26 protein-coding genes are annotated in these 26,340 nt (G+C 60.6%); 3 read left to right on the forward strand and 23 right to left on the reverse strand.

Annotated features, from left to right (window positions below; translation table 11 throughout):
• Window positions 1-196 precede the first annotated feature (196 nt).
• A complete protein-coding gene (locus E5K02_RS03820) occupies window positions 197-1,207 on the forward strand; it encodes a hypothetical protein (RefSeq protein WP_135392237.1) in 1,011 nt (336 codons plus the stop codon).
• A 146-nt stretch (window positions 1,208-1,353) separates the two neighbouring features.
• On the opposite strand, the gene E5K02_RS03825 is transcribed toward E5K02_RS03820, so the two are convergent.
• The 11 genes from E5K02_RS03825 to hisG all read right to left on the reverse strand — a co-directional run bounded on the left by E5K02_RS03825 (window position 1,354) and on the right by hisG (window position 10,932).
• Window positions 1,354-1,995, reverse strand: a complete 642-nt coding sequence (locus tag E5K02_RS03825) for a lipid-A-disaccharide synthase N-terminal domain-containing protein (RefSeq protein WP_135392238.1) — start codon at window positions 1,993-1,995, stop codon at window positions 1,354-1,356.
• A 283-nt stretch (window positions 1,996-2,278) separates the two neighbouring features.
• A complete protein-coding gene (gene hisIE, locus E5K02_RS03830) occupies window positions 2,279-2,923 on the reverse strand; it encodes a bifunctional phosphoribosyl-AMP cyclohydrolase/phosphoribosyl-ATP diphosphatase HisIE (RefSeq protein ID WP_135392240.1) in 645 nt (214 codons plus the stop codon).
• Between the two features lie 76 nt (window positions 2,924-2,999).
• On the reverse strand, window positions 3,000-3,758 hold the full coding sequence (gene hisF / locus E5K02_RS03835; RefSeq protein WP_135392242.1) for an imidazole glycerol phosphate synthase subunit HisF: 759 nt from the start codon (window positions 3,756-3,758) through the stop codon (window positions 3,000-3,002).
• Window positions 3,759-3,789: 31 nt separating this feature from the next.
• Window positions 3,790-4,506, reverse strand: a complete 717-nt coding sequence (gene hisA / locus E5K02_RS03840; RefSeq protein WP_135392243.1) for a 1-(5-phosphoribosyl)-5-[(5-phosphoribosylamino)methylideneamino]imidazole-4-carboxamide isomerase — start codon at window positions 4,504-4,506, stop codon at window positions 3,790-3,792.
• A 7-nt stretch (window positions 4,507-4,513) separates the two neighbouring features.
• Window positions 4,514-5,101 (reverse strand): imidazole glycerol phosphate synthase subunit HisH, encoded by a 588-nt coding sequence (hisH, locus tag E5K02_RS03845; protein WP_135392245.1) that lies wholly within the window; start codon window positions 5,099-5,101, stop codon window positions 4,514-4,516.
• Window positions 5,102-5,254: 153 nt separating this feature from the next.
• The gene (gene hisB / locus E5K02_RS03850) at window positions 5,255-6,358 is read right to left on the reverse strand and encodes a bifunctional histidinol-phosphatase/imidazoleglycerol-phosphate dehydratase HisB (protein ID WP_135392247.1); all 1,104 of its coding nucleotides are present in this window, start codon (window positions 6,356-6,358) and stop codon (window positions 5,255-5,257) included.
• 72 nt (window positions 6,359-6,430) lie between these two features.
• Window positions 6,431-7,195, reverse strand: coding sequence for a tRNA(His) guanylyltransferase Thg1 family protein (locus tag E5K02_RS03855; protein WP_135392249.1), 765 nt, complete (start codon window positions 7,193-7,195; stop codon window positions 6,431-6,433).
• Window positions 7,185-7,634 (reverse strand): ATP-binding protein, encoded by a 450-nt coding sequence (locus tag E5K02_RS03860; protein ID WP_135392251.1) that lies wholly within the window; start codon window positions 7,632-7,634, stop codon window positions 7,185-7,187. Before E5K02_RS03860 ends, E5K02_RS03855 begins: the two co-directional genes overlap by 11 nt.
• A 12-nt stretch (window positions 7,635-7,646) precedes the next feature.
• Window positions 7,647-8,699, reverse strand: a complete 1,053-nt coding sequence (hisC, locus tag E5K02_RS03865) for a histidinol-phosphate transaminase (RefSeq protein ID WP_135392253.1) — start codon at window positions 8,697-8,699, stop codon at window positions 7,647-7,649.
• Window positions 8,700-8,760: 61 nt separating this feature from the next.
• Window positions 8,761-10,056 carry a histidinol dehydrogenase gene (hisD, locus tag E5K02_RS03870; protein ID WP_135392255.1) on the reverse strand — a complete coding sequence of 432 codons (1,296 nt, stop codon included), beginning with the start codon at window positions 10,054-10,056 and terminating at the stop codon, window positions 8,761-8,763.
• A 24-nt stretch (window positions 10,057-10,080) separates the two neighbouring features.
• Complete coding sequence (hisG, locus tag E5K02_RS03875; protein WP_394346414.1) at window positions 10,081-10,932, reverse strand: ATP phosphoribosyltransferase; 852 nt, start codon at window positions 10,930-10,932, stop codon at window positions 10,081-10,083.
• Between the two features lie 385 nt (window positions 10,933-11,317).
• Here hisG and E5K02_RS03880 point away from each other — a divergent pair, with 385 nt between their 5' ends.
• Window positions 11,318-12,385 carry a DUF2911 domain-containing protein gene (locus tag E5K02_RS03880; protein WP_167856275.1) on the forward strand — a complete coding sequence of 356 codons (1,068 nt, stop codon included), beginning with the start codon at window positions 11,318-11,320 and terminating at the stop codon, window positions 12,383-12,385.
• 143 nt (window positions 12,386-12,528) lie between these two features.
• Here E5K02_RS03880 and E5K02_RS03885 read toward each other — a convergent pair whose 3' ends face one another.
• The 6 genes from E5K02_RS03885 to mnmA form a co-directional block, all read right to left on the reverse strand.
• Entirely contained in the window at window positions 12,529-15,072 is a 2,544-nt protein-coding gene (locus tag E5K02_RS03885; RefSeq protein ID WP_135392261.1) for a TonB-dependent receptor, read from the reverse strand.
• Window positions 15,072-15,779, reverse strand: coding sequence for a ribulose-phosphate 3-epimerase (rpe, locus tag E5K02_RS03890; RefSeq protein ID WP_135392263.1), 708 nt, complete (start codon window positions 15,777-15,779; stop codon window positions 15,072-15,074). Before rpe ends, E5K02_RS03885 begins: the two co-directional genes overlap by 1 nt.
• Before the next feature lie 211 nt (window positions 15,780-15,990).
• Entirely contained in the window at window positions 15,991-16,314 is a 324-nt protein-coding gene (locus E5K02_RS03895) for a hypothetical protein (protein WP_135392265.1), read from the reverse strand.
• A 167-nt stretch (window positions 16,315-16,481) separates the two neighbouring features.
• On the reverse strand, window positions 16,482-18,176 hold the full coding sequence (locus E5K02_RS03900; protein WP_135392267.1) for a S8 family serine peptidase: 1,695 nt from the start codon (window positions 18,174-18,176) through the stop codon (window positions 16,482-16,484).
• A 168-nt stretch (window positions 18,177-18,344) separates the two neighbouring features.
• Entirely contained in the window at window positions 18,345-19,112 is a 768-nt protein-coding gene (locus E5K02_RS03905; RefSeq protein WP_135392269.1) for a hypothetical protein, read from the reverse strand.
• Window positions 19,109-20,263, reverse strand: coding sequence for a tRNA 2-thiouridine(34) synthase MnmA (mnmA, locus tag E5K02_RS03910; RefSeq protein WP_135392271.1), 1,155 nt, complete (start codon window positions 20,261-20,263; stop codon window positions 19,109-19,111). Before mnmA ends, E5K02_RS03905 begins: the two co-directional genes overlap by 4 nt.
• A gap of 272 nt (window positions 20,264-20,535) precedes the next feature.
• Here mnmA and E5K02_RS03915 point away from each other — a divergent pair, with 272 nt between their 5' ends.
• The gene (locus E5K02_RS03915; RefSeq protein ID WP_167856276.1) at window positions 20,536-21,162 is read left to right on the forward strand and encodes a beta/alpha barrel domain-containing protein; all 627 of its coding nucleotides are present in this window, start codon (window positions 20,536-20,538) and stop codon (window positions 21,160-21,162) included.
• A gap of 14 nt (window positions 21,163-21,176) precedes the next feature.
• On the opposite strand, the gene E5K02_RS03920 is transcribed toward E5K02_RS03915, so the two are convergent.
• From E5K02_RS03920 to E5K02_RS03945, 6 genes are all read right to left on the reverse strand, one after another.
• Window positions 21,177-22,016, reverse strand: a complete 840-nt coding sequence (locus E5K02_RS03920) for a maleylpyruvate isomerase N-terminal domain-containing protein (protein ID WP_135392275.1) — start codon at window positions 22,014-22,016, stop codon at window positions 21,177-21,179.
• 8 nt (window positions 22,017-22,024) lie between these two features.
• Window positions 22,025-22,687, reverse strand: a complete 663-nt coding sequence (gene trmB, locus E5K02_RS03925; protein WP_135392277.1) for a tRNA (guanosine(46)-N7)-methyltransferase TrmB — start codon at window positions 22,685-22,687, stop codon at window positions 22,025-22,027.
• A 9-nt stretch (window positions 22,688-22,696) separates the two neighbouring features.
• The gene (locus E5K02_RS03930; protein ID WP_135392279.1) at window positions 22,697-24,007 is read right to left on the reverse strand and encodes a bifunctional folylpolyglutamate synthase/dihydrofolate synthase; all 1,311 of its coding nucleotides are present in this window, start codon (window positions 24,005-24,007) and stop codon (window positions 22,697-22,699) included.
• 109 nt (window positions 24,008-24,116) lie between these two features.
• A complete protein-coding gene (locus E5K02_RS03935; RefSeq protein ID WP_135392281.1) occupies window positions 24,117-25,001 on the reverse strand; it encodes a hypothetical protein in 885 nt (294 codons plus the stop codon).
• Window positions 25,002-25,116: 115 nt separating this feature from the next.
• Window positions 25,117-25,530 (reverse strand): ExbD/TolR family protein, encoded by a 414-nt coding sequence (locus tag E5K02_RS03940; RefSeq protein WP_135392283.1) that lies wholly within the window; start codon window positions 25,528-25,530, stop codon window positions 25,117-25,119.
• A 95-nt stretch (window positions 25,531-25,625) separates the two neighbouring features.
• The gene (locus E5K02_RS03945) at window positions 25,626-26,339 is read right to left on the reverse strand and encodes a MotA/TolQ/ExbB proton channel family protein (RefSeq protein WP_135392285.1); all 714 of its coding nucleotides are present in this window, start codon (window positions 26,337-26,339) and stop codon (window positions 25,626-25,628) included.
• Window position 26,340 lies beyond the last annotated feature (1 nt).

A 26,340-nucleotide genomic window follows, 5' to 3' on the forward strand; every position in this document is an offset into this window, starting at 1 on the left:
TGATTGGTATTTTTATACTATTGTTCTAAAGGTGATTATGTAAAGCTGTATTTAAAACTAATCAGCATTAAATAGTAGTATAAAGTACAAAAAAGTCTATAAAAGTAATACTTATTTATGCTTTTTTGTACTTTATACTACTTTTACATACTTATTATTCTTATACTTGCTTATTACTCACCTATGTCCTGCTCTTATGCCTAAAACCATTGATTATCCTCGCACCAGTTATATGAGTGCTTGGGAAATAGCTGAAGTAGTTGATGATACTGGAGGCAAGTGTGCAATTGAGACATGTGCCCGGAAGCTTAACCGCAAAGTCAGTGGCTCTTTCAAGGCTATCATTGGCTCTGCAGTAAAGTTCGGACTGGTTACAAGCAAGCGTGAGCTCCTTACGACGACCAATCTGTTCCGCCGCATTAAGCATGCCTATGATAAACAGGAAGAGAAAGTTTTTCATCGGGAAGCTTTTCTGCATCCTCCTCTCTTCACGCAGATCTGCCGGAAGTTTCGCAACCGTGAATTACCAGTGCATATGTTTGATGTAATGCTAATCCGCGAGTTTGGTGTAGAAGAAATCAATGCCCAAGTGGTTGCCAAAGCCTTTGTAGAGGGTGCACGAATGGTTGGGGTGATGGACGAACGGAACATAGTTGCCGATATAGATCAACTAGCAGCCCAGCAAGGCCCCCGGCGGGAGTTGGCCAGTACTGAACTCCCTCAGAACTTATTCCGGGCACCAACTACAGCCTCTGGCGTTGTACCAAGCAGTAGCCTCTTACCGGGTAGTAATAGCATTGACCCCGGGTTTGTACCAGCCCCGGCACCGGCCAAAACCCGGGATGCTATATCAAGCCTGTTTGGGTTAGATACCGAAGGGCTCGAGCAAGAGGACGACACGCCTTTCCCAGAAACGCCCACACCCGTCTCTGGAGGCCCCCAAGACGTGTTCCTTCCGTATGTAGACGAGGCAGTTGCACCACAGCATGAGAAAGCCAGCCGCCAGACCACTTCCCAGACAGCAGCGACGGGAACGGCTATACCTGTAGAGAACAGCCAACCAACAAGCGCCGCGGGTGGATCAGAAGGTTACTTTATTCACATCCAGGGGCCCGGAATCGATACGCAGCTCAATATCCAGGACGTGGATGATTTGCAGATTGTAAGCATTATGCTGGAAAAAGTGAGAAAACAGTTGAGTCGCTGACACGTTGGCGGCCTCTGCTCCTATCTCCAAGTACCAACACACTTACTACTTATATAATTTTTATGTTAAGTAAAAGACTGGGCACCGCCGGGGTGTCCAGTCGAGGTATTTCGACGCATTTAAGCAGGAAGCATCTCTTTTAAGTATTATAGAGTTGCTCCCTGCTCTTGCTCCCGGCGTAAGAGCAGAATATTACGGCCGTACACCACCGTGCCAAATACATTGCCGATGATGAGCACGGCATCGAGACGTAACATGGCGTAGATTAGAATCAGGCCGGAGCCCAGCAGGCTCACCACCCAAAACCCTAAGGGTAAGACCGACTCTCCCCGGCGCTCAGAATGAACCCACTGGTAGACAAAACGGAGCAAAAACACCGTCTGCCCTACCGCCCCCAGCACCAGCCAGCCCCCGGGAATGGCAGAGTGCAGCAGGGCCCTTAAACTAAAGTGGGCAGTACCAACGATAAACCAGGCTATCATCAGCAAAGGAAAGCTGTAGGCAGCCGCCCGGAACCAGCGCCCAAGAGTCTGCCACTGCCCCAACAGCTGCAGGTTACGGATGTAGATAGCATAGCTCAGCAACTGGGCCCCCAGAATAATGGGGTCGTGGCGTAGCATGCCGTAGAGAATCATCAAAAAAGAGGATACCAGGCTGATCTTCCAGAACAGCGCCGGCACCAGAACCCGGCGGGCCCGTTCACTCTGTATCCATTGCAGCACAATACGGCTGGAAAAGAGCAGCTGCGAGACCAGGCCAATAAGCAGGGCGAAGGTTTGTCCACTCATTGCGCCTGCCGCAAGCTATACCCCGGCGCCCGGCGCACTTCCCCCACCCCATCCCAAGGCAGATCCGTAGACGCCGACCGCTGGACAGGCAACGTGGTTTTCTGCGCCCTAGCTGCGGCCTGCGCCACTACAAGGGCCTGAGCAGCTATCAGAATGAAAAAAGGCATAGACGAATGCAAAAGAAAAGGTCGGCTAAGCAATAAAAAAACCGCCGCGGAATCCATCCGCAGCGGCTGGACCGGCTGTATCCACTTGATAGTACGAGGATGCTGCCAGACCGGTCTTATTCCCGGCGAGTACCGGCGGAAATAGTCGCGTGTCGCTGGCGTAATACGCTGACAACATCGTCCAGGCTGAGTCCGGAGGCGGTAAGCAGTACCAGCAGATGATACAGCAGGTCGGCCGCTTCGCCGGGCAAACCGGCACGATTACCCGACACGGCATCAATGACTGTCTCCACGGCCTCCTCTCCTACTTTCTGGGCTATTTTAGGCAACCCTTTGCGAAACAACGAGGCAGTATACGAATTAGGATCTTCCTCGGGGTGCTGAAAGCGCCGCTGTACCAGACGCTCCAATTCAGCCAAAAAGCCCACTGGCGCCGCCGGCAGAGCCGACTGCTCCGGCTGCTCAAAGCAACTCGTGGTACCCCGGTGGCAGGTAGGACCATCGGGCAGGGCCCGGATCAGGACGGCGTCGTGGTCGCAGTCGGGGTGCAGGCTAACGACTTGCAGAAAGTTGCCGGAGGTTTCGCCTTTGGTCCAGAGCCGGCCTTTGGAACGGGAAAAGAACGTAACCCGCCCCTGGGCCTGGGTCTGGTCCCAAGCTTCTTCGTTGAGGTAGCCCAGCATGAGCACTTGCCCGGTGGCCGCGTCCTGCACCACGGCGGGAATAAGCCCATCGGGCATTTTTTGAAAGTCCAGTTGCATAAGAAGTCGTGAATTCTGAATCAATGTTTCCCTACGGACAGCAGTGCAGGGTGAGCCGCACCCGTTGCCGGGCCGTTTACAGCCGCATGGGAATGCCCTGGGCCTGCAGGTGCTCTTTCAGCTCCCGAATGCCGATTTCCCCGAAGTGAAAGATGCTGGCCGCTAAGCCCGCGTGGGCCTGGGCCTGCTGAAAGACCTGGGTGAAATGCTCCATCTTCCCGGCGCCTCCGGAAGCGACGACCGGCACCGACACGGCCCGGGCCACGGCCCCGGTAATGTCCAGGGCAAACCCATCCTTGGTCCCGTCGTTGCTCATGGAGGTGAGCAGCAACTCGCCGGCGCCCCGCTCGGCCGCCTCCCGGCACCAGGCCACCGCGTCGCGCTCGGTGTTATGGGTGCCAGCGCGGGTATAAATCTGCCAGCCGCTTTCCGCAGTGTAGCGCGCATCGGCTGCGACGACGATGCACTGGCTACCGAAGCGGCGGGCCAGCTCGTCAATCAGCTCGGGCCGGTGCAGGGCCGCCGAATTGATGCTGACTTTATCGGCCCCATTGAGCAGCAGCACTTCCACATCGGCCACCGTGCCGATGCCTCCCCCCACCGTAAAGGGGATATCGAGTTCCCGGGCCACGTCGCGGACCAGGTGAATCAGGGTAGTTCGCTTTTGGTTGGTGGCCGTTATATCCAGAAAGACCAGTTCGTCGGCTCCTTCCTGGGCGTAGCGGGCCGCCAGGGCCACCGGGTCACCGGCGTCGCGCAGGCCCTCGAAGCGGACCCCCTTTACAGTACGCCCGTCTTTGACGTCGAGGCAGGGAATAATTCGTTTGGTGAGCATCGTTGCTTCCTACTATTTACGGGAGAGAGAACTAAAGAAAGGCCCGCAGATCCTGCAGGGTAATGGTGCCTTCGTAAATGGCCTTCCCGATGATAGCGCCGTGCATCCCCACAGCGGCCAAGGCCTCCACATCGGCCAGGGTGGTGACTCCTCCGCTGGCCACAAGCTGGGCGGCGGGTAGCTGCTGGCGCAACTCTTGGTACGTCGCCAGCGAGGGACCTTGCAGCTTGCCATCCTTGCTTACATCCGTGCACACAAAGGTGGTGGCACCCTGCCTCAGGTAGTCCTGAATAAACTCGGCGACGGTTCGCTCCGACTGCTCGGCCCAGGCGTTAATAGAAATGTGGTTATCGCGAAAGTCAGCCCCCAGCAGAATCCGCTCGGCCCCGAAGGTTTGCAACCACTGCTGCACCGTAGCGGGCTCGCGCACGGCTATGCTACCGGCCGTAATCTGGGTGGCCCCGGCATCGAAGGCGGCGCGTACGGCGGCCTCGCTCTGCAGGCCGCCCCCAAAGTCAATGACCAGCGTGGTATGCCGGGCCAGGCGCTCCAGCACGGGCAGGTTCACGGGTTGGCGGGCCCGGGCTCCGTCCAGATCCACCAGGTGCAGGCGGCGCACCCCGGCCGCTTCAAAGCGCTGGGCCACGGCCAGGGGGTCCGCATCGTAGGTGGTTTGCTGGGCGAAGTCGCCCTCGGTCAGGCGCACGCACTGGCCGTTGATAAGGTCAATAGCTGGGATTATCTCCATGGGAAAGTTAAAGCTTGAGGAAGTTTTCCAGAATGCGCGTACCCACCGGGCCGCTCTTCTCGGTATGAAACTGCACGGCGTAGAAGTTCTGGTGCTGCACGGCCGCGCTAAAGGGCGCTGGGTATTCGGCCTCGGCAATAGTGTACTCGCCTACGGGCGCGTAGTAGCTGTGTACAAAGTACACGAAGTCCTGTTCCTGCAAGCCGGCAAACAGCGGGGAGCGAAGCCGCTGCAGGTTGTTCCAGCCCATGTGCGGGACTTTGTAGTCGGCCGCGGCCGGGAAGCGCTTAACGGCAAATGGTAAAATGCCGAGCATGGTCGCGTCGTTCTCTTCGCTGTGCGTGCCCAGCAGCTGCATGCCCAGACAAATACCCAGGAATGGCTGCTTCAGCGTGGGCAACAATTCATCCAGGCCCTGGGCGCGAAGCTCGTGCATGGCCGAAGCGGCTTCTCCCTCACCCGGAAACAGAATCTTATCGGCCCGACGGATTTCCTCCGCATCGGCCGTGAGCGTAGCCTGCACCCCGAGGCGCTCCAGCGCATACAGCACTGACTGCACATTGCCGCCCTTGTAATCAATTACCGCAATTTCCATTTGAGTATATGTGTTGTTTACTCATTTGTATACATTCTGTAGAGGGCTTTGCTTTCTGCTTTTTGACCGCTTGTAGCTGATTTACAACCCTTGAAAAGCCAACTACAGAAACTCAGCCGGCTTTATCCATTTGTTAAAACAAATGGATAAAGCCTACAAAATTCCTTTGGTGCTCGGAATTTCCATTTTGCCGGCATCCCGAACCAAAGCCATTTTAATAGCCTTGGCTACAGCTTTGAAGATGGCCTCTATCTTATGGTGTTCGTTCTGCCCCTCGCACTTAATGTTGAGGTTGCACCGGGCCGCATCCGAGAAGCTCTTGAAGAAATGGTAGAACATTTCGCAGGGCATATCCCCTACCCGCTCCCGTTTGAACTCGGCGTCCCACACAATCCAGGGGCGGCCCGAAAAGTCAATGGCGGCCTGGGCCAGCACGTCGTCCATGGGCAGCAGGAAACCGTACCGGGCGAGGCCGCGCTTGTCTCCCAGGGCTTGGCTGAAGGCTTCCCCCAAGGCAATGGCGGTGTCTTCAATGGTGTGGTGCTCGTCGATGTGCAAGTCGCCCTGCACCTGGATTTTCAGGTCGACGCCGGAGTGCTTGCTGAGCTGGTCGAGCATGTGGTCGAAAAAGCCCAGGCCGGTGTGCATCTCGGGCCGGCCGGCGCCGTCCAGGTTCAGCTCGATGCGAATCTTGGTTTCGTTCGTGTCGCGCTGCACCACGGCCGTGCGCGCGGGCAGCCGCAAAAACTGGTAGATGGCTTCCCAGCTCGTCGTCGTCAGGGCCGCGCGGGCGTCGGCCTCTTCCCGAATCAGGATGGACTGGCAGCCCAGGTTCTGGGCCAGCTCCACGTCGGTGAGCCGGTCGCCGATGACAAAGGAGTGCTCAAGATCGTAGGCCCCCTCCACCAAATACTGCTGCAGCATGCCGATGCCGGGCTTGCGGGTGGGCAGGTTGTCGTGGGGAAAGCTGCGGTCGATATGCTCGCGCACGAATTCCACGCCTTCCGAGCGCAGCACGTCGAGCATCATCGTGTGGGCGGGCCAGAACGTCTCCTCCGGGAAGCTGGCCGTGCCCAGCCCGTCCTGATTGCTGACCAGCACCAGCTCGTAATCCAATTCGCGGGCAATGCGGGCCAGCCCGGTAATAGCCCCGGGTACAAACTGAAACTTCTCCCGCGTCAGGGCATCCACCTGAAAGTCGGTGGGGGGCTCAATCAGGATGGTGCCGTCGCGGTCAATGAAGAGTACTTTTTTCATGGTATAAGAATCGGAAGCCAAAGCCTCGCAAAATGGCAAGTGAAAAAGAAAATGAGTGTTAGAGTACGCTGGCTATGGGGCTGGCTCGAGGAAGGACTGCAGCAGAGCGGTATACTCCTCGCCCAACGGCAACTCCGTATCGACCACCAGCTGCTGGCGGGTCGTTTCGACGGCCTGTTGCTGCCGGGGATTAAAGCCGGTCTTTTTATACTGTTGCCAGTACAAGCCGATGCCGCGCTTTTGCCAGCTCGGCAAGTCATTAAAGTTGATACCGGCGGCAAAGAGCAACTCGTGCTTGGCCGCCACGCCAAGGCCTTTGACTTGGGCCGTAGCCTCGGCCACCGAGCGGCCTTGTTTGCGCAGTAGCCAATAGCAGTGGGCATTCAGGGAATTGCGGCCGGCATCTTCCTGCCGCCACCGAAAATAGTCGAGCACGTCGGTTTCGCGCGGGAGCTGCGAAATCCGGCAGTCAAAAATTCCGGGGCTTCCCAGCAGCAGCGAAAACGTGGCCGAAGCTTCCCCGGCCAGCAGGGAGGTGTATTTGCGCAGCTTGCGCCCAAAGGAGTTTTCCTCCCGGTGGAGCAGCAGAGAAATTTCGTCGCTCTGGGTATAGCCATACACGATCCGAAAGCCGCTGGTTAGCAGCTGCCGGGTTGTCTGGGTCATCAGCTCCCGCATCCGCTCATCAAAGGGCGCTTCGAACGGGTGCAGTTCCTTGGTCAGGCGCGTAAAGCCGCGGCCGTCCAAACGGGCTACCAGGTAAAGCCCCGGCAGGGCGCAGTGGTCGTGGGCCGTTTCAAACACGCGCATGCGGGCGTCGAGGTCGTCAAATTTCATCCTGCCAGGGGCTAATATCAAATGTGTGGTTGGCCGTCGGCCGCACCGAATACAGCGCATCAAAGCCTTCGGCGAAGCGCGGAATTTCCAGCCGGTTGCGCGTGGCCCGGATGCCGACCTCCGGCACCTGCCGCTCAGCGGGCCGCTGCACATTGCGGGCAAAGGCTTCGGCGGCCGTCGAGTGGAAATAATACCCCGTGACGGCAAAGCCCGCCTGCCGGGCCGGGCCGATATACTGCGCCCGTTCGGCCCGCGTGGGGTTGGTATTGTCCACCACACAACGCATCTGCGTTTCCAGACACAGCGCCAACAGCCGCCGCTCCCGGTTGCGGGTCCGCAGCAAATCCAGGCTGATACGGACGTGGGAATGGAAAAAGTGCTGCTGGTAGAAAGTTGATTTCCCCGTAGCCTGCATTCCGCAGAAGACGATGAGCTGCATAGCGGGCGGTATCTACGCGGGGTATTCCCGCAAGGCGGCTACCAGCTGCTCGTTTTCGGCGGGCGTGCCCACGGTCAAACGCAGGGTGCCGGCGCAGCCCGGCTGGGTCGTGCGGTTGCGCACCACGATGCCTTTACTCAGCAGGTACGTATAGACGGCCGTGGCATCCGGACGGAACCGGACCAGCAGGAAGTTGGCATCCGAGGGAAACAGCGCTTCTACTATGTCGAGGCTGGGCAGCTGCTCGAGCAGCCAGCGGCGGCCCAGCAAGAGCTCCTGCCGCATCTGCTCGAACCGGGGTGCATCGTGCAGGGCGGCCAGGGCATGTTGCTGGGTAGCTTCCGACACGTTATAGGGCGGCTTAATCTTGTTGAGGTAAGTAATGATTTCCGGCGAGGCGAAGGCCATGCCCAGGCGCAGCCCCGCCAGGCCCCAGGCCTTGGAGAAGGTTTGTAGTACTACCAGGCTGGGAAACTCAGCCAGGCGGGTCGTCCAGCTGGGGGCTGCGGCAAAGTCGGCGTAGGCTTCATCCACCACCACCAGCCCCCGAAAACCGCGCAGTACCGCTTCCACGGCCTCGGCGTGCAGCAGGTTGCCCGTCGGATTGTTAGGCGAGCAGATAAAGACGAGCTTGGCCTCGGAGGCCACGATTTGCTGCACGAGTTCGGGCGAAAGCTGGAAGTCGGCCGTGAGCGGCAGGCGCTCCAGGCCCACGTCGTTCAGGTTAGCGGCCACTTCGTACATGCCGTAGGTGGGCGGCAAAATCAGGATACGGTCCTGGCCCGGGGTGCAGGTCAGGCGCACGAGCAGGTCGATGGCCTCGTCGGAGCCATTGCCCAGGAAGATCTGGCCGGGCTCCACTCCTTTCAGCTTGGCCAGGGCGGCCTTCACGGCGCGCTGCTGCGGATCCGGGTACCGGTTGAACCGGTCGGGCCCGGCGCTGCCCAAACTGTTTTCGTTGGCATCCAGCATAACCCGGGCTTCGCCCTGAAATTCGTCGCGGGCCGAGGAATAGGGCTGCATGGCCCGGATGTTGGGCCGGATAAGGGTTTCGAGCTCAAACATAAACAAGGAAGTGTAGCCGGCCGGAGCGCAGGGGCAGCCACCGGCGGCAGATGAGAAATAACTAAACGGGCGTACTCAGACTTTCCAGGCGCAAGGACACGGCGCGGGCGTGGGCCCGCAGGCCCTCGGCCTCGGCCATGGTTTCGACCACGGGACCCACGTTCTGCAGGCCTTCGGCGGTGATGCGCTGGAAGGTGATTTTCTTGAGAAAGGAATCCAGCGACACCCCGCTGTAATTGCGGGCGTAGCCGCCCGTGGGCAGCGTGTGATTGGTGCCGGAGGCGTAGTCGCCGGCGGCTTCGGGCGTGAGGTGGCCCAGGAAGACCGAGCCGGCACTGGTCACGCCCTCGGCGTACTCTTCGGCGTTGCGCACGGCCAGAATCAGGTGTTCGGGCGCATACTGATTGGAGAAGAACAGCATTTCCTCCGGGGTGCGCAGCAGCACCGCCCGGCTTTCGCCCAGGGCCAGCGCGGCCACTTCCTGCCGGGGCAGTTCGGCCAGCTGCCGCTCTACTTCGGCCACGACCAGCGGCAACACCTCCGGGGCATCGGTCAGCAATACCACCTGGGAATCGGGGCCGTGCTCGGCCTGGGACAGCAAGTCGGCGGCGACAAAAGCCGGGTTAGCGGTTTTGTCGGCAATAACCAACACCTCCGAGGGCCCGGCGGGCAGGTCGATGGCCACCCCGCGCTGGGCGGCCAGTTGCTTGGCCGCCGTGACGTAGCGGTTGCCGGGACCAAAAATCTTGTCGACGGCCGGCACACTCTCGGTTCCCCCGGCCAGGGCCGCCACGGCCTGGGCGCCGCCGGCTTTAATAATGGTGGTGACACCCAGCAGCTGGGCCGTAAACAGAATCACCGGGTTCACCGAGCCGTCTTTGCGGGGCGGGGTGCAGAGCACCACTTCCGGGCAGCCGGCCAGCCGGGCCGGTACTCCCAGCATCAGCAGGGTACTGAACAAGGGCGCCGTACCCCCGGGAATATACAGTCCCACCCGCTGCACCGGCACCGATTTGCGCCAGCAGGTTACGCCCGGCATGGTTTCGACGCGCACCACTTCCTCGCGCTGGGTCAGGTGAAACTTCCACAGATTGGCGTGGGCCTGCCGGATAGCCGTTTGCAGGGCGGCCGGCACCTGGGCCACGGCAGCCGAAATTTCCTCGGCCGTAACGCGTAAGTCCGTCAGCGCGGCGCCGTCCAGCTCAAGGGCGTAGTGCCGCAGGGCTTGGTCGCCGCGCTGGCGCACGTCATCGAAAATCTGGCGGACCCGTTCTTCGACCTGCCGGGCTTCGCCGGCGGCGGGCCGCTGCTGCAGAGCAGCCCATTCGGCTGGGCTGGGGTATTGGAATACTTGCATGGGAATTACGATGCGGATGGGCAATTATGCAATCATCTTCTCAATGGGCAGGACCAGAATGCCTTCAGCCCCGACGGCTTTGAGCTGCCCCGTGATGTGCCAGAAGTCGTCCTCGTTCACCACCGATTGCACCGATACCCAGCCTTCCTCCGCCAGGGGCGTGACGGTGGGCGACTTGATACCGGGCAGCAGGGCCTTTACCGCCGCCAGGGACGCAACGGGGGCATTCAGCAAAATGTACTTGTTGCGGCGTGCCCGGCGCACCGACTGCATGCGGAACAGGAGCTGCTCGAGCAGCTCCTGCTTTTCGGCCGAGAGCTGCCGGTTGGCAATCAGCACGGCTTCGGAGCGAAACACGGTTTCCACTTCCCGCAGCCCGTTGCCCAGCAGCGTGGAGCCCGAGGAAACAATGTCGCAGATGGCATCGGCCAGGCCAATGCTGGGGGCAATTTCGACCGAGCCGCTAATCGTGTGCAGGTTGGCCTGCACACCCTCGCCGGCCAGGTAGCGACCCAGAATCTGCGGATACGAGGTGGCAATGTTCTTGCCCTGCAGGTCGGCCACCGACTGGTAGCCTTCCGAGCGCAGAATCGCCAACGACAGGCGGCACTTGCTGAACCCCAGCTTTTCTACTTCCAAGTCCGGAAATCCGGCCTCTACCAGCACGTTCTGGCCTACAATACCCAGGTCGGCCACCCCATCCTGCACGTAGCCGGGAATGTCGTCGTCGCGCAGAAATAGGATTTCCAGGGGAAAATTGGTGGCTTCGGTTTTGAGCTTATACGAGCTGCTAACGAACGAAATGCCGCACTCACGAATGAGGTTGAGCGAATCCTCGCTCAGGCGGCCCGATTTCTGAATGGCCAGACGAATCATAGGGGGAATTGGATTGGGGAAGAATACTGCGGGGCTAACCCAGTCGGGGGCACCCGTTCAGCAGCCAAATGTGACACGAAGGAAAGGGAAAAGGCCCGCGGCGGTTCGAAAACGGCAACGGCGGGCGGGGCCGCCTTTCTGGGGCGGCCAGGCACTCGGTATACGCAGTGCCCAACGGGGTCAATATGCTTGTGTCGTTCCTCTCTTAAGAGGAATGATGCCCGTGCAGATGATGGTGCGCCGCGCGCAGCCAGCCAGTTGCCTGACCCGTAGGGGCGGCCTGGGAGCTGAGGGTGCAGAAGAAAAGCGCGGCGAAGGGCATAGGGGCGAATTGCGGAGCAAAAGTACGGGCGGCAGGTTCGAAACAAAATTATTCCGGCAAAAAATGTTTGGAACCCTGACCTTTGTGGCTTCCTGCCCAGCCAACCCCGTTTTTGGCACTATTGTTTCGGTCCTGGGGGTTCCCAACTGGTGCCAACGCCGCTCTTGCCTATTGCTGCCTATGATTTCGTACCGCTTTTTTCTTCCCCTGGCCTGTCGTCTGGGTGTCGTACTGGCCCTAAGTGCCGGCCTTTCCACGGCCCGAGCCCAGACAACCGACTCCACGAAAGTCACGGCCCCATTGCCGGCCGACAACAGAAAAGCCCCGGCCCCGGAGCTGCCCCTGCCCCAGGCCAGCCCCCGGGCCATGGTACTGCAAACCATCGGCCTCACCGATGTCACGGTGGATTACCATACGCCTTCGGTGCGCGGCCGGGCCATTTGGGGCCAGCTGGTTCCCTACGGGCAGATCTGGCGGGCCGGGGCCAACGAGAATACCATCCTGACTTTTTCGGAGCCGGTAATCCTGAACGGGCAGGCCGTGCCCGCCGGCAAGTACTCCTTCTACGTGCTGCCCAAATCCGACCAGGACTGGGAGCTGATCCTGAACCGGGTCATCAACCACTGGGGCACGGAAGGCTACGACGCCCGCGCCGACCAGATACGGCTACCGGCCGTACCCGAGTCGGGGCCGATGCACGAAAACCTGGTATACTGGTTTTCAGAAATCAAGCCCGGCAACGGGCGGCTGAACCTGTCCTGGGAAAAGCGCACGGTGAGCCTGCTTATCGAAACCGACGTGCACGCCAAGGCCCTGGCCGGTATTCAACAAGTGTTGGCGGCCAACCCGGAAAATTGGCAGCTGCTGGCCCAGGCCGCCGACTACCTGGTGCAGAATAACATTCAGGCCGAGCTGGCCCTGCAGTATATCAACGAGTCGTTGCGGCTGAAGGAAGCGTATACCAACACCTGGATCAAGGCCCGCCTGATGGCCTCCAAGCAGGACTACGGCACGGCCATCGTATACGGCCGCCGCGCCCTGAAGCTGGGGGAAAAGGAAGACCCTAACTTCAAGCAGCAGCAACCCAATATGCGCATCACCCTCACGGAGTGGCAGTCGAAGGCGTACTAGCGGAGCACTGCGGCAAGAACCCAGCAGCAAAACGCTGTGCTGTACCAAAAAAGGCCCGTCAGAAGTATCTGACGGGCCTTTTTTGGTGCTAGCAAGAATGCTTGCCAATGAACTGCCTAGGGCGCAGAAACGGGTTCTAAGTTCTAGAACCGGGCAATGACGCGCAGGTTCACGACGCGCTGCGACAGGTAGTTGGGCACGGCATAGGTCCGGCCATTCACGTCCTGCACGTAGCTATAGCCGGCCACGTTGTTTGCGGCCAGCACGTTGAGAATTTCCAACCCCAGCCACAGGCTTTCCAGCTGGCCGGGCCGCCGGGTTTCCCCCGTGTTATTGAGTGAAATAACTTTCGAAAACCCCAGATCCACGCGCTTGTAGGAGCGGGTCAGCTTGGTCGTGCCGCGTTCTTCGGGCAAGGCCGGCGGGCTAAAGGGCAGGCCGGTACCAAACACAAAATTGACGTAGCCTTTCACCGACGGGTTATTGGGCAGCTGATCCTGGAAAAAGATACCAAAGTTCAGGCGCTGGTCGGAAGGCCGGCGGATGTAGCCCTGGGCCGTGCGGCTCAGGGTGTCGCCCTGGGAATTTACTTCCGTGATAGAGTCGCCCACGATATTTTCGCGGGTGGTCAGAATGCCCAGGCTAAACCAGGACTCCACTCCTTTCACAAACTCCCCGCTCACGCGCGTATCCAGGCCGGCGGCGTAGGCCTTGGCGTTGTTCTTGGCAAAGTAGCGCAGCCGCACGTTGTCGATATCGTAGGGAATAACGTCGGTGAGATACTTAAAGTACAGCTCGCTGGTAAAGACGAAGGGCCGCCCCCAGTTGCGGAAGCGTAGCTCGTTGCCGGCAATAAAGTGCAGGGAGCGTTGGGCCCGCAGCTCCGGATTCAGCACGGCCGTCTGCACCAGCACGTCCTGGGGAGTGGCCCGGGTGCCCCGCGACTGGTCGCGCAACTCGCGGTAGAACGGCGGCTGGTAGTAGAGGCCCGTAGCCAGCTTAAACGACAGGTTGGGATTGCGCCGGGTGATAAACGAATACTGCACCCGGGGGCTAATCGTCAGCTGCTCATTCACCGACCAGTAATTGGCCCGTACCCCGTAGGTGAGCGTCCGCAGCGAATCCAGCTCGATGGTATGCTGGGCATAGCCCTGGTAGCGGGTGCTGGCCAGGTTCAGCGAAGAAACCAGGCGGGTGCGGCGGTAGTCGGGCACGAAGTCGGCCGAATCCGCGAAGCTGTACTCATTCAGCTCGTCCTCGATTTTCTCCCGCCCGGCTTTCACGCCCCAGCGCACGGTGTGCCGCGTACCCGGCGTCCAGCGGCCCCGGGCTTCGAGCGTGGCTACGCGGGCCAGCAGGTTATTGCGCGAGTGGTCGAAGCGGGAGCCAACGTCCCGCTGGCGCACGGGCTGGTTGAAATCATCCGAGCGAGGGTCCCGGTTTACTTCGGCCAGGCTGTAGGCTGCTTCGATGTCCCGGTACTCAAACTCCCGGGAGAGGAAAGCACCGGCTATCAGCTCGCCCTGCAGGTTGCTGGTAAAGTTGTGCCGCAGGTTCAGCCCACCCTGGTACGTATCGTACTGCATCCGCTCCCGCCCGTCGTAGGCAATGAACAGGCGCGTGACCTGATTGGTCGCCGTACTGAACGAGGCCTGGCCGGATTCGGGGTTAAAGCGGAAATCGTTGTGGGCAAACGTGGTCAGCAAGCCCAGACTGGTCCGGTCCGGATTTTCCTTGGGTCCCAGGGCGGCATTGATGTAGGCCTGCCCGTCGTAAAAGGTGGGATTGTAGCCCCCCTGCTGCTGCTTCAGGGAGCGGAGCACGTAGGTGGCATTTTTATAGCGAATCCCGGCCAGGTAGCTGATGCGCTTATTGGGCGACGTGGCTTCCACGTGCATGGTGCCACCCACGAGGCTGGCCGTAGCCGAGCCGCCAAACCGCTGGGGCTTCTTATACTCGATGCTCAATACCGACGAAAGCCGGTCACCGTATTTGGGCTGCCAGCCGCCGGAGGAAAACTCAATCCGGTCGACCAGGTCGGGGTTCACGAAGCTGAGCCCTTCCTGCTGGGCCGTGGTTACCAGAAACGGCCGGTACACCTCAATGCCGTTGACGTAGACCAGGTTTTCATCGTAGTTACCGCCCCGCACGGTGTAGGTGCTGGTCAGCTCATTGTTGGCCACCACGCCGGGCAGCGTGGTCAGAATCTTGTTGAAGTCGCCGAAAGTGGAGGGCAGCTCTTTGACGGAGCGCGGGTCGAGCCGCACCACGCTGACTTGCTCGCGGGTGTCGGCATCATCGTTGCGGGCGCGCACGGTTACGTTTTTCAGGGCCCGCGGGTCGAGTGTCAGGGTAATGGATAACTCGCGGGTTTCGGTCAGGTTCAGCGGCACGCGCTGCGCCTGGTAGCCCAGGCGCCGGGTTACCAGCGTGGGCTGCTTCCCGGTCAAAGGCCGCACTACGTTCAGGGCAAAGCGGCCCTTATCGTCGGTGTTGGTGCCCCCAACCTGCCCTTCCACTCCAATGCTGACTTGCTCCAGCGGGTTGCCCTCGGCATCCCGCACGGTGCCCGTTATCAGCACCCGGGCCGTTTGCTGAGCCTGGGCCGCGGGCAACGGGCCCAGCAGGACCACGGGGCTGAGCAGGCTCACCCGGAAAGCAAGACGAAGTACGTAGCGTGCAATCATTAGCGCGCCTGCTGGGCTTCGGCCTCGACCTGGGCGTTAAGCTGCCGGCGCATTTCGGCCAGCGTAGCCACCGGGTCGGGCGAGTTGAACACGAAGCTGCCGGCCACCAGCACGTCGGCCCCGGCCTCGACCAGGGCGGCGGCATTATCCAGACTCACGCCCCCGTCAATCTCAATCAGGGCCACGGAGTTATAATCCACGATCAGCTCTTTCAGGGCCGTCACCTTGCGCAGGGTATTGGGAATAAAGGACTGCCCGCCGAAGCCGGGATTCACCGACATAATGCAGACCAGATCCAGGTCGGCGATGATGTCTTCGAGCACGGCCACGGGCGTGTGGGGGTTTAGGGCGACGCCGGCCCGGCAGCCCAGGGCTTTAATTTGCTGGACCACGCGGTGCAGGTGCGGACAGGCTTCGTAATGCACCGTCAGATTGGTGGCACCCGCGTCGCGGAAAGCCGACAGGTAGTGCTGGGGCTCTTCGATCATCAGGTGCACGTCCAGGGGCTGCTGGGCGTGGCGGTGCACAGCCTGCAGCACGGGCAGTCCAAACGAGATATTGGGCACGAAGCGGCCATCCATAATGTCGCAGTGCAGCCAGTCGGCCGCGCTGCCCGCGAGGCGCTCGGTTTCGGATTGAAGGTTGCCAAAGTCGGCAGCAAGTAAGGAAGGAGCCAGCAAGGGCACGATACGACGGGTCGGATTCATAGTGCGAAGGTAACGCTTTGAGGAGCAGCTTTTGGTATACCCAGCGCCGGGGAAAGTTGTCTTTTCGTTTCGAAACAGCGCCTTACCTGGTCCGGCTGCCGGGAAACAGCAAGACCGCAGCCCACCTGAAGATAAGGTGAACTGCGGTCCGCGTTTCGAAACAAAAGAAAGCTGCTACCGGCGGCTTGGGCCACCAACGAGCAGAGCCCGCCTATTTTTCGGTTTTCTTCCAAGACTGCCAGTCGAGCGTGCCGTCTTCGCGCTTGCGCAGGAACACGGTCTGGTCATCCTTCTGGGTTTTGCCAAAGGTCACGTCGCCCCGGCAATCCAGGCATTTCACAGACGTGTACTTAAACTTGTCCTGAGCCACGCGTGAAGTCAGATCCAGGTTATCGGACCCGCACAAACCACAGGCCGACACATCGGGAAAGCTGAGCCGGTCGTACTCGGCTACCACTTCGTGGAAGTTGGTACCCTGCACCGTGAAGTGAAACTGGCGGCGCCCAATGCGCTTCGTGACCATTAATTGTAACATGGGAAAAGAAATTTGATGTCCTGTAATACGGTAGAAAGATACTAATATTTTTAACAATGACCAACAATCCTACGCTATAAAAGGCTTTTTACACCCAACAAAAAGTGCGCTTTCCAGCCCTCAAGCCGCAAAGCGCACTGGTATATTATACTAAATATGTTAGCAACCTACATTTTTACGAAACGCACGCTGCGCTGGGCCTTGTTGCTGCTAATGGTACAGGTGTACACGCCCTTGGCCAGCGGCCCGGGTTGCAACTGCACTTGGGCGGCCGTGGTAGCGGGCAACTGCTGCACGGCGACTACGGCCCCGCGCGCATCGACCACCCGAATGCTGAGCGGACTGTTCTGGAACTCGGGCGTGAGCTGCACGAAAAGCTCGGTGCCGCGGCTAGGATTCGGAAACACGGCCAGTTCCTGCTCCTCAGCCGCCTTGGCGGCCGAGAGCGGACTGCCCGGATTCGCCAGGTTGTAGGCCTTCACAAAGTTGGGCAGCCCGTAGCCAAATTGATTATCGGGCGTGGCCGCCAGGGAGCCCGAGCCCTGCAAAAAGCTGATTACCTGCTGGGCCGTCAGGCTGCGGTTGGCCTGCCAGAACCCGGCGGCCATGCCGGCCATAATCGGGCAGGAAAAGGACGTGCCATTGCCCCGGCTAGCCGCGCCCGAGGCCGTCAGAATAGCCGATTGCACACCCTGGGCTACCACATTGGGCTTAATTCGGCCATCGGCCGTGGGCCCCACCGAGCTGAAGCCTGCCAGCCGCAGGGAAGCGTCTACGGCGCCCACCGTCAGGATGGAGTCTGCATCGGCCGGCGCCGTGATATAGCGCCAGCTGCTGCCGCCCTCGTTGCCGGCACTGTTGACGACCAGCATACCCACGCGGGCGGCGGTGGCCGCGGCCCGGGTTGAAATAGCCGTCCGCCCGTTCAGGTCGGCGTAGGTATAGTCGATGGAGGGCTGGTCGAAGGTGTTATACCCCAACGAGGAGCTAATCACATCGACGCCAGCGGAGTCGGCGTATTCGGCCGCAATCAGCCAGTTCATTTCCTCCACGGGGTGCTCCGAGTAGATATCCTCCGTGATGCACAAATGATAGGTAGCCTTGGGCGCAGTACCAATAAAGAAACCCGCCTGGTTGGCACCCATGGTGGACAGGCAGTTGGTGCCGTGGTCGTTGCGCCGGTACACGTCGGATACTTTATCGACGAAGTTGAAGGTGCTGGCCAGCCGGTTTTCCTGCCGCATCGACTCAAAGGCCGGAATCTTATCGACGCCGGGAAAGCCGGCATCGAAAACGGCAATTTGCATTCCTTCCCCGCGGAAGCTGGCATTGTGCATGGCCACGGCCCCAATCATATTGGCCTGGTCGTAGGCCGTGCCGTAGTCGGCGGGGCTGGCCCGCTGCTCCTGGGGCAGCACCACCGGCTGGGGGTCGCGCTTGCGGAACCCGGCTTGATTCCGGTTCAGCGTCACGGCGCCGCGCACGAAAGGCAGGGCCTGGATGGAGGCCAGCGTAGTAGAGTCGCAGGCCACGACGGCCGCGTTAAACCAGCGCGAGGTATACCAGAGCTGGGCCTGGGGCAGGGCTTTGAGCTGAGCGACGTAGGCCGGATTTACGGGCAGGTCGCGGGGCTGCACGCTGATGTTCTGCCGGGTGCGGCGCTGAATCGAGCGGGCCGACAGAAACGCCTGGGGCTGGGTGGTGCTAAAAGGCGAATTGGCCTTGTCGCGAAAGTAAATCAGATGCTTGCGGACGGTAGCCGTGGGGCGGGCCGGGGGCAAGTCAGCGCTGGTGGGGGCGCCCAGGCTGGGCAGAGCCGCCAGGCTCAGGCCAGTAACCAGCAGCAGAGTAGAAAAACGCATTCGGATCAAAGGAAGGAGGTGGAGGTAAGGTGCGGGAATATACGTAAATACCCGCTTTTGCGGCCAGCGGCCAGCCCCGGGACAGAGCCAGAGGCGGGGCACAAAAAAGGCGACACGTGTAGTACACGCGTCGCCTGGTTTCCGTTGCAGCCGGGGCTACGAAAGTCCCTAGATCTTGCCTTGCTCAATGAGCACCTCTACCCGCGCCTGCCCTTTGTAGATACGGGTGTTGGAGCGCGAGCAGGTCGGCGACTGTTCGTCGCAGTAGTTCAGGCGGCGCCGCACCCGGTACACCGGCCCGACCCCTTTGGCGTACACCTCCTTGTAAGTAGAGAGGTAATACTCGTTATCGAAGCCGTAAAGGTTCCGGTTGTCCACAATCAGGGCCGTGCTGGCCGTTTGCTCGTAGCGGTAGGTTTTGCCGGCGGCCGTTGCTTGAAAGGGCTGCCCCACGGCCTCGTAGCGGCGGTTGTCCTCGTTTCTGGACTCGGCAGCAGTGTCTACCGAAACAAAGGAGTACATATTCCAAGCGTAGTTGTCGCGCACCGGAAACACCAGATCAATCGTGCGGCGGTTGTTGCGCGTCTGCGCCACGTACTTGGGCGTGGCCGTAATGACCATCACGCTGTCGTCGCGCCAGGCGTCGGTGGGCAGCACCCGCTTGGCCCGCACAACCCGAAAGCTGGCCTGGCCTGCCGCGTCGGTAATCTGATCGGCAACCGTTTCCCGAAACTGGTAGCTCACCGGCGTACGCTGGTAGTTACTCCAGGTCGTGTCGAGCACTTGATAGATGCGGTAGTTGCCCACGGCCAGCGGAAAATAGTCGGCCCCTGACTCCGGACCGGGCACCGTTTTATTCTCGCAGCTTGTGAAAGCCAGCGCGGCCAGGGGCGCCAACGGCAGCAGACGTTTCAGAGAAAGACAGGATAAGCTCATAGGGTAGCGGAGGCAGCCAAATTCCGTTCGGGAACTTCACTGATCGTGTGGCGCTCAATCCAGCCGCCCCCGAGCACATCCTGGCCGTCGTAGAAAACGGCCGCCTGCCCCGGGGTAACAGCATGAACGGCTTCCTCGAAATATACGCGGATTTTGTCGCCGACCTGCTCCAGGAAAGCCGGGGAGCCGTTGTGGTTGTAGCGGATTTTGGTAATGGCCGGCACCAGCCCCCGCCCTTCCAGCGAAGCATGCTTGCCCATGTTGAGCTTGCCCACGTAGGTAGTAGTGCTGGCCAGCTCCTCAAAGTTGCCGAGCACCACCTGGTTGGTTTCCGGGCGGATTTCGGTGACGTAGGCCGGGAAACCCAGGGCAATACCCAGTCCTTTGCGCTGCCCAATGGTGTAGAATGGGTAGCCCTCGTGGTGGCCCAGCACGGTGCCGTCGCGCAGCACAAACTCGCCCCCGGCCACGCGCTCCTCCAGCCCTTCTACGCGGCGGCGCAGAAAGCCGCGGTAGTCGTTATCGGGAATAAAGCAGATTTCGTAGCTCTCGGGCTTGTTCACCAGCTCCGTAAAGCCCCGGCGGCGGGCCTCCTCGTAGATTTCAGTTTTGCGCATACCCCCCAGCGGGAAGAGCGTACGGGCCAGGCTTTCCTGCGAAACGCCCCACAGCGCGTAAGATTGATCCTTGTTTTCGTCGAGGCCTTTGCTAATCACGTAGCGGCCGTTCTCGTGGCGCACGTTGGCGTAGTGGCCCGTGGCAATAAACTCGCAGCCGAGCTGGTCGGCCCGGCGCAGCAGGGCATCCCACTTGATGTGGGTGTTGCAGAGCACGCAGGGGTTGGGCGTGCGGCCGGCCAGGTACTCTTCGGTGAAGTTGTCGATAACAAAGTCGCCGAACTCGTCGCGGATGTCGATGATGTAATGCGGAAAGCCGAGCTCAACGGCAATCTGGCGGGCATCGTTGATGGAGTCGAGGGAGCAGCAGCCGGTTTCTTTCTTCGAGCCACCCGCCGAGGCGTAATCCCAGGTTTTCATGGTCATGCCCACCACTTCGTAGCCTTGCTCGTGCAAGAGCACGGCGGCTACGGAACTATCAATGCCGCCGCTCATGGCGACCAGCACTCGTCCTTTCGTACCGGAAGTATTCATACTATGCAAAAGCCACTTGGCCCGGTGAAAGTTTCCGGGCCGAACTGCAAAGGTAGGAAGTCCGCCGTTGCGGACCAGGGAGCGGCTGAGCGACAACGCTATTCCCTGGGCAACCGAGGCTTCCCTACCCCATCGGGCCCGCCAAATTCGGTCTTTCCCGGCCGAAATATTCAACTTTTGGCCGCGGCCAAGTTGTTACGCAATGGGTTTTTATGCCGAATATTACCGCGGCATCTTTCTTTTCTCCAGTTCACTACGCTTCCTGTTTGCTCATGCCCCTGATTACCTCCGTGCTTGTACGCGGCATCAACAATTTATCGGACGCCCGCTACTGCGCCGGCATGGGCGCTGACTACCTGACCTTCCGCCTGGACCCGGCCCTACCCGGCTTTTTGGAGCCAGCCGCCGTGCAGGAGCTTAGCGGCTGGGTAGCCGGCGTGCAGCTGGTCGGGGAATTTGACACGCTCTCGATTCCGGAAATCAACGCCCTGGCCACGGCCTGCGGGCTGCACTACGTGCTGATGCACCGCCGCCGTACCCCCGAGGAGCTGGCCCAGCTGACGATACCGGCCCTGAAGCTCATCAAGTGGATTCCGGATATGGTGGCCGAGGACGTGGAAAAGCGCTTCCGGGACCAGCAGCCGCACGTGGCGGGCTTCGTGCTGGCCCAGGCTCCTACCGAGCCGCTGTCGGCCATGCAGCGGGCCCAGCTCACCCAGCAGGCCCGCACCTACAAGCTCTGGCTAGGGATGAGCTTTACCGGTGGGCAGACCGTGCGCCAATTCATCCAGGAAGTGCAGCCCCTGGGCATCGTGCTGGAAGGGGGGCAGGAAATCAAGCCCGGCCTGCGCGACTTCTCCGAAATGGAAGCCGTGTTTGAACAGTTGGAGGAAGAATAAGCCGGCGGGCCTTCCTACCCCATTACCGTAATCAACCCAAACACGGGCTCGGTGAGTAGCCCCGGGCCCTGCCGTTGCAGATGCGTTTCGGCCAAAGACCGGGGCAGGCTTTTGGTGAACAGACGCCAGGCGACGGCTTCGTCGATGGTCACGGAAGCGGCCAGCGGCCCGGTGTAGTGCTGACCCAGCTGCCAGCTAGCCTGGTCCGTGCGCTGCAGATACCACGTGTCGGCAGCTGCGCCGGTTATGATAAAGGCTATGGTACTCCCCGCCGCGGCTTCTACTTCGCGGTAGTGGTGGGGCAAGGCGCGCAGGCAGGTAGCCAGAAAGGGGTGGTACAATTCCCGCGTCAGCAAGGCTTGCTCCTGCCCCACGGCCTGCCGTATCTGCTGCTGATGGTGCCACTTCTCGGTGTAGTCGCGGGCAATATGAAACCAGTTGGCCGACTCGGTTTCCCCCGCCCAGGCCACGGAAAACAGGGCGGGAGCCGCCGGATCGAGGCCAGCCAGGTAGCGGCTGTACTCGGGGCCGGACAGCTCCAGCAGCCAGCGAATCACGCCCGGACTCAGCCGCTGGCCGGCTTTCACCCAGTCGGCATTGAGCTGGTCCAGGAACTGCACCAGCTCCGGATACGAAAAGCCGCTGGGCTGCTGCCCGAAATACCCGTCGCGCAGCATCGAGAGTGTGCGCAGGTTGCCATCGAGTAAGTGCAGGGCCACGTCGCGCACCCGCCACCGGGGCGCTAGCGTGGGCAGCTCCCACTGCTCCGGTTCCAGGCTCTGTAGCAGCTGCAGCAAGTGCTGATCGAGTACCGGAAACAAATGACTGGTCAGCAGCGGGGTTAAGGGTTGCATACGCGGCGTTAGCTTAGTTGAAACTGCAGATACTTAATCGGCATGCCCTGGGCCCGAAAGCGTTTTTCGTAGTGAGTTTGAATGTCTTCGGCGTGGGGTAGCAGCTCGGCCGAGGCGTACAAGTCTTTGGTGTGGGCCAGTATCGTGGCGCCGGGCCGCTGCTGCACCGTTTCCAGGGAATAGTCGAACAAGGCCTCATCGTCGGTTTTAAGGTGTACCAGGCCCCCGGGACGCACAATCTGCTGATACCGGTCCAGGAAGCGCGGGGCCGTCAGGCGCCGCTTCGCGTCGCCGAGCCGGGGACGCGGATCGGGAAAGGTAATCCAGATTTCACTTAACTCGCCGGGCCCGAAATGGTCCAGCAAATCCAGGGCCCGCATCCGCACAAAGCCCACATTGGTCAGGCCCTGGGCTTCGGCCTTGGTGCTCCCCATCCAGATTCGGTCACCTTTGATGTCGAGGCCCAGGAAGTTACGCTCGGGGTAGCGGGCGGCCAGCCCCACGGTATAGTCGCCCTTGCCGCAGCCCACCTCCAGGGTAATGGGGTGGTCATTGCGGAAAAAGTCGGAATTCCACCGCCCGCTCAGCTGCTGGTAGGTGGGCTTGCCTGGTTCAACAATATCCTGCCGCTCGGCATTTTCCGAGAAGCGCTTCAGTTTAATTCGACCCATGTCGGTTGGTTACGCAGAATACAACTCTTCAATTTCAGCAACCACAAAGGTGCTGCCGCCAATAAAAACGACGTCCCCGGGCGCGGCGGCGGCGCGGGCGGCGGCTACGGCCACCGGGACGGGACCATACACCCTCCCCTGCAACCCAACCCCGGCTGCCCGTGCTGCCAGCTCCTGGGCCGGCAACGCCCGCGGGATGTTGGCCTGGCAAAAGTAATAGGTTGCCGCCGTTGGCAGCAGGGTCAGCATCTTGGTTACGTCTTTGTCATTGACCGTGCCCAGGACGATGTGCAACTGCTGGTAGGGCAAGCGGGCTAGCTGGGCGGTGATAAAGCGGATGCCAGCCTCGTTGTGCCCCGTGTCGCAGATGACCAGCGGCTGGCGTCCCAGAATCGTCCAGCGGCCCCGAAAGCCCGTCAGGCGGCGCACCTCGCGCAGGCCCGTGGCCACGGCCCCGGCCGGAATCGTCCAGCCCTGGTGGCGTAGCTCGTCGAGCACGGCCAGCACCCCGGGCACGTTCAGGCGCTGGTAGTCGCCCACCAATCCCACTTCCAGCTCTTGAACGGTGGCCTCGCCGGGCCCGGTGATGCGCAGCCGCTGGCTGCTGGCATCCGGGGCTGGCTCCTCGAGCAAGTGAGCCTGGTACTGCGCATCGGCAAACCGAAGCGGGGCTCCTACTTCCCGGGCCTTGTGCTCAAACACGGCCTTTACCTCGGGCTGGGTCTGGCTGATAACAGCGGGCACGCCGGGTTTGATAATGCCGGCTTTTTCGGCCGCAATCAGGGGCAGCGTGTCGCCCAGCAGGTTCTGGTGGTCGAAGCTGATGTTGGTAATCAGCGAGACGAGGGGCGTAATGATGTTGGTCGAATCCAGGCGGCCACCCAGGCCTACTTCCACAATAGCAATATCCACCTGCTGCTCGGCGAAGTAGCTATAAGCCAAGGCCACGCACATTTCGAAGAAAGAGGGCTGCACCTGCTCAAACAGGGGCTTCCACTTGGCTACCCACCGCACCAGATAGTCAGGGTCCAGATCCTGGCCGTTCAGCTTGATGCGTTCCGTAAATTCGCGCAGATGCGGGGACGTGTAGAGCCCGACGTTGTAGCCGGCCGCCTGCAGCACGGCCGCCAGCAGATTGGAACTGCTGCCCTTGCCGTTGGTGCCGGCCACATGCACGGCCCGAAACTGGCGCTCGGGGTGGCCCAGGGCGGCGGCCAGGGCCAGGGTATTGCCCAGCCCGCTTTTAAAGCCCGCCGCCCCCACGCGCTGGAACATGGGTAGCTGCTCGTAGAGGTAGGCTAAGGTTTCGGAGTAGGTCATGCAAAAAAGGGAGGGTTTTCCAAAGACGGGTGCGCACTAAAGTGCAAAACAAACCCGCCGGCCGGAATAATCCGACCGGCGGGTTTAAACTTGCGGCACTAGCCAGCCGTTAGCGCACGGTAATTTTGAAGGTATAGAACCCCGTGGCCCCGCCCGAAGCCGAGCTGGTGCGGCGGAAGTCGGCGTTTTCCAGCGCGTCGCGGCAGACCTTTTCCTGGGCGGGCGAAACGTTGCCCGAAACCTTGGTGACCGACTCGACTTCCCCCTCGGAATTGATGCGAATTTTAAAGCGCACAAAGCCCGAGGTGTTGTCCAGCGCGGGGGCTTCCGGCTTCGAGACAAAAGCCCAGCCCGACATTTCCAGGCCGCCGGAACCCGGGCTCAGGCCACTACCCCCGCTGCCCGGCTGACCGTACAGGGCCTTGGCGTCCAGGGACCCGTTGGGGTTGCCCTGGTCGCCAACCGAGCCGGGCTTGTCGCCGTTGTTGTTGCCGGTAGCGGCCGAGCTGGTGCCATTCTCGCCGTTGCCGCCGCCATTGGCGCTGCCTTTGGGCGTGTACAGCGTGCGGGGCTTCTCCACGGGCTTGGGCACTTCCTTGACTTCTTCTTTCTTCGGGGCCGGCTTTTCTACGGGAGGCACGCTCACGGGGCTTTCCTCGGCTTCGCTGGTCACAATTTTGTCTTCCGAGGCCTGCTGGGGCACGGGCGTGGCGGCCTGCTGCACGGGCCGCGGCTCGGGGTCGGGCGAGGAAGCCGGAGGGCGACTGTCCTCCCGGTTCGGTGACTCGTTGGCCAGGGCCTTGCTCTGTACGTCGCCCGAGCCGGCTTCGTCGATGCCGTAGTTCAGCTCCACCCCGTCGCCGCCGATGCCGAGCAGCGGCGGGTCGGGGCCCTTGAAAACGGTGAAGACGAACAGGGCTACCAGCAGGGCGTGGATGACGACGGTGCCGATGATTGCCTCGCGGCGGTGCTGTTCGCGGTATTCTACTGCCATGGCTTCAATTCGGTAGAAACGCGTTACGGCGCGAAGTGAGTCGCGCCGTAAGCCGATGTATGAATGCTCTTCCTGTAACGAGGACGGCGCAAGGACTGTTCCTTTGGGGCGCTGGCTACGCTTTGCCGGCCGACTGCTGGGCCTGGGTAGCCATGACCATTTTGACCTTCAAACGGTTGCCGATTTCGAGGATATCGACCAGCTTCTGCACGTTCAGGGAGGAGTCGACGCGCAACACCACAGTGGGCGCCTCCAGGCCGGCAATGCGCTGCGCCAGGGCCGTTTCCAGAGTAGCGGCCGTTACGGGCTGCCGGTCGAGGAAGTACTGTCCGGCCGCATCCACGGAGATGTTGATGGTTTCTTTCATCACGGCCTTGCCCGAGCGGGCATTGGGCAGCATGAGCTTAATCACGTTGGGGTTGACCATGGTGCTCACAATCAGGAAGAACAGCATCAGAAAGAACATGATGTCGTTCATCGAGCTGGTCTCGACGTGCGAGGAGAGCTTACGGCGCCGGCTGAGGTCCATGCGGTGAAATTGTGAAGTGGAGAACTGGTGAGCAGAGGTTCTGGTGGCGCGTTTCAGACAACAACCCACCGGTTCACTAGCTCGCCAGCTTGCCTCTAGTTATCCTGAAGAATGTCCATGAATTCAATGGCCGAGTTTTCCATGCGGAAAATCAGGCGCTCGACCATGATGCTCAGCCAGTGGTAGCCGACGTGGGCAATGATACCGACGATAAGGCCGGCGGCCGAGGTTACCATCTTGGTGTAGAGACCACCCGAAATCTGGGCAATGCCAAAGTCGCCGGTGGTTGAAATGGCGTAGAAAATCTTGATTACCCCGATGATGGTACCCACGAAACCCAGCATGGGCGCGATACCGGCAATAATGCCCAGGATGCTGATGTTTTTCTCGAGGCGGGCAATTTCAATCTTCCCCACGTTTTCCACGCTGCTCTCAATGTCTTTCAGCGGCAGGCCGATGCGGCGGATACCCTTCTCCACCATACGGGCCAGCGGCGAAGGGTTCTGGGCGCAGAGCATTTTGGCACCCTGCAAGTCTCCTTTCACCATCAGCCCGCGAATGCCGGCCATAAACGAATCCGGGTTCACGGCGGCCCGGCGAATGGTCAGGTAGCGCTCAATGATGATGTAGATGGAAACGAACGAGAGCAGAAAGAGCGGAACCATGATCCAGCCCCCTTTCAAAATCAAATCAATCAGGGAAAGGTCGCCGGTGGCAGCGGCTGCGTCGGCCGCCTGACTGGCGGCAGTAGCGGCGGTGTCGGCGGCGGCAGTAGCGGCGGTGGTTACCTGCAGCAGAAAAGAGGTCATG

This window comes from Hymenobacter metallicola (assembly GCF_004745645.1).
GTDB classification, from domain to species: domain Bacteria; phylum Bacteroidota; class Bacteroidia; order Cytophagales; family Hymenobacteraceae; genus Hymenobacter; species Hymenobacter metallicola.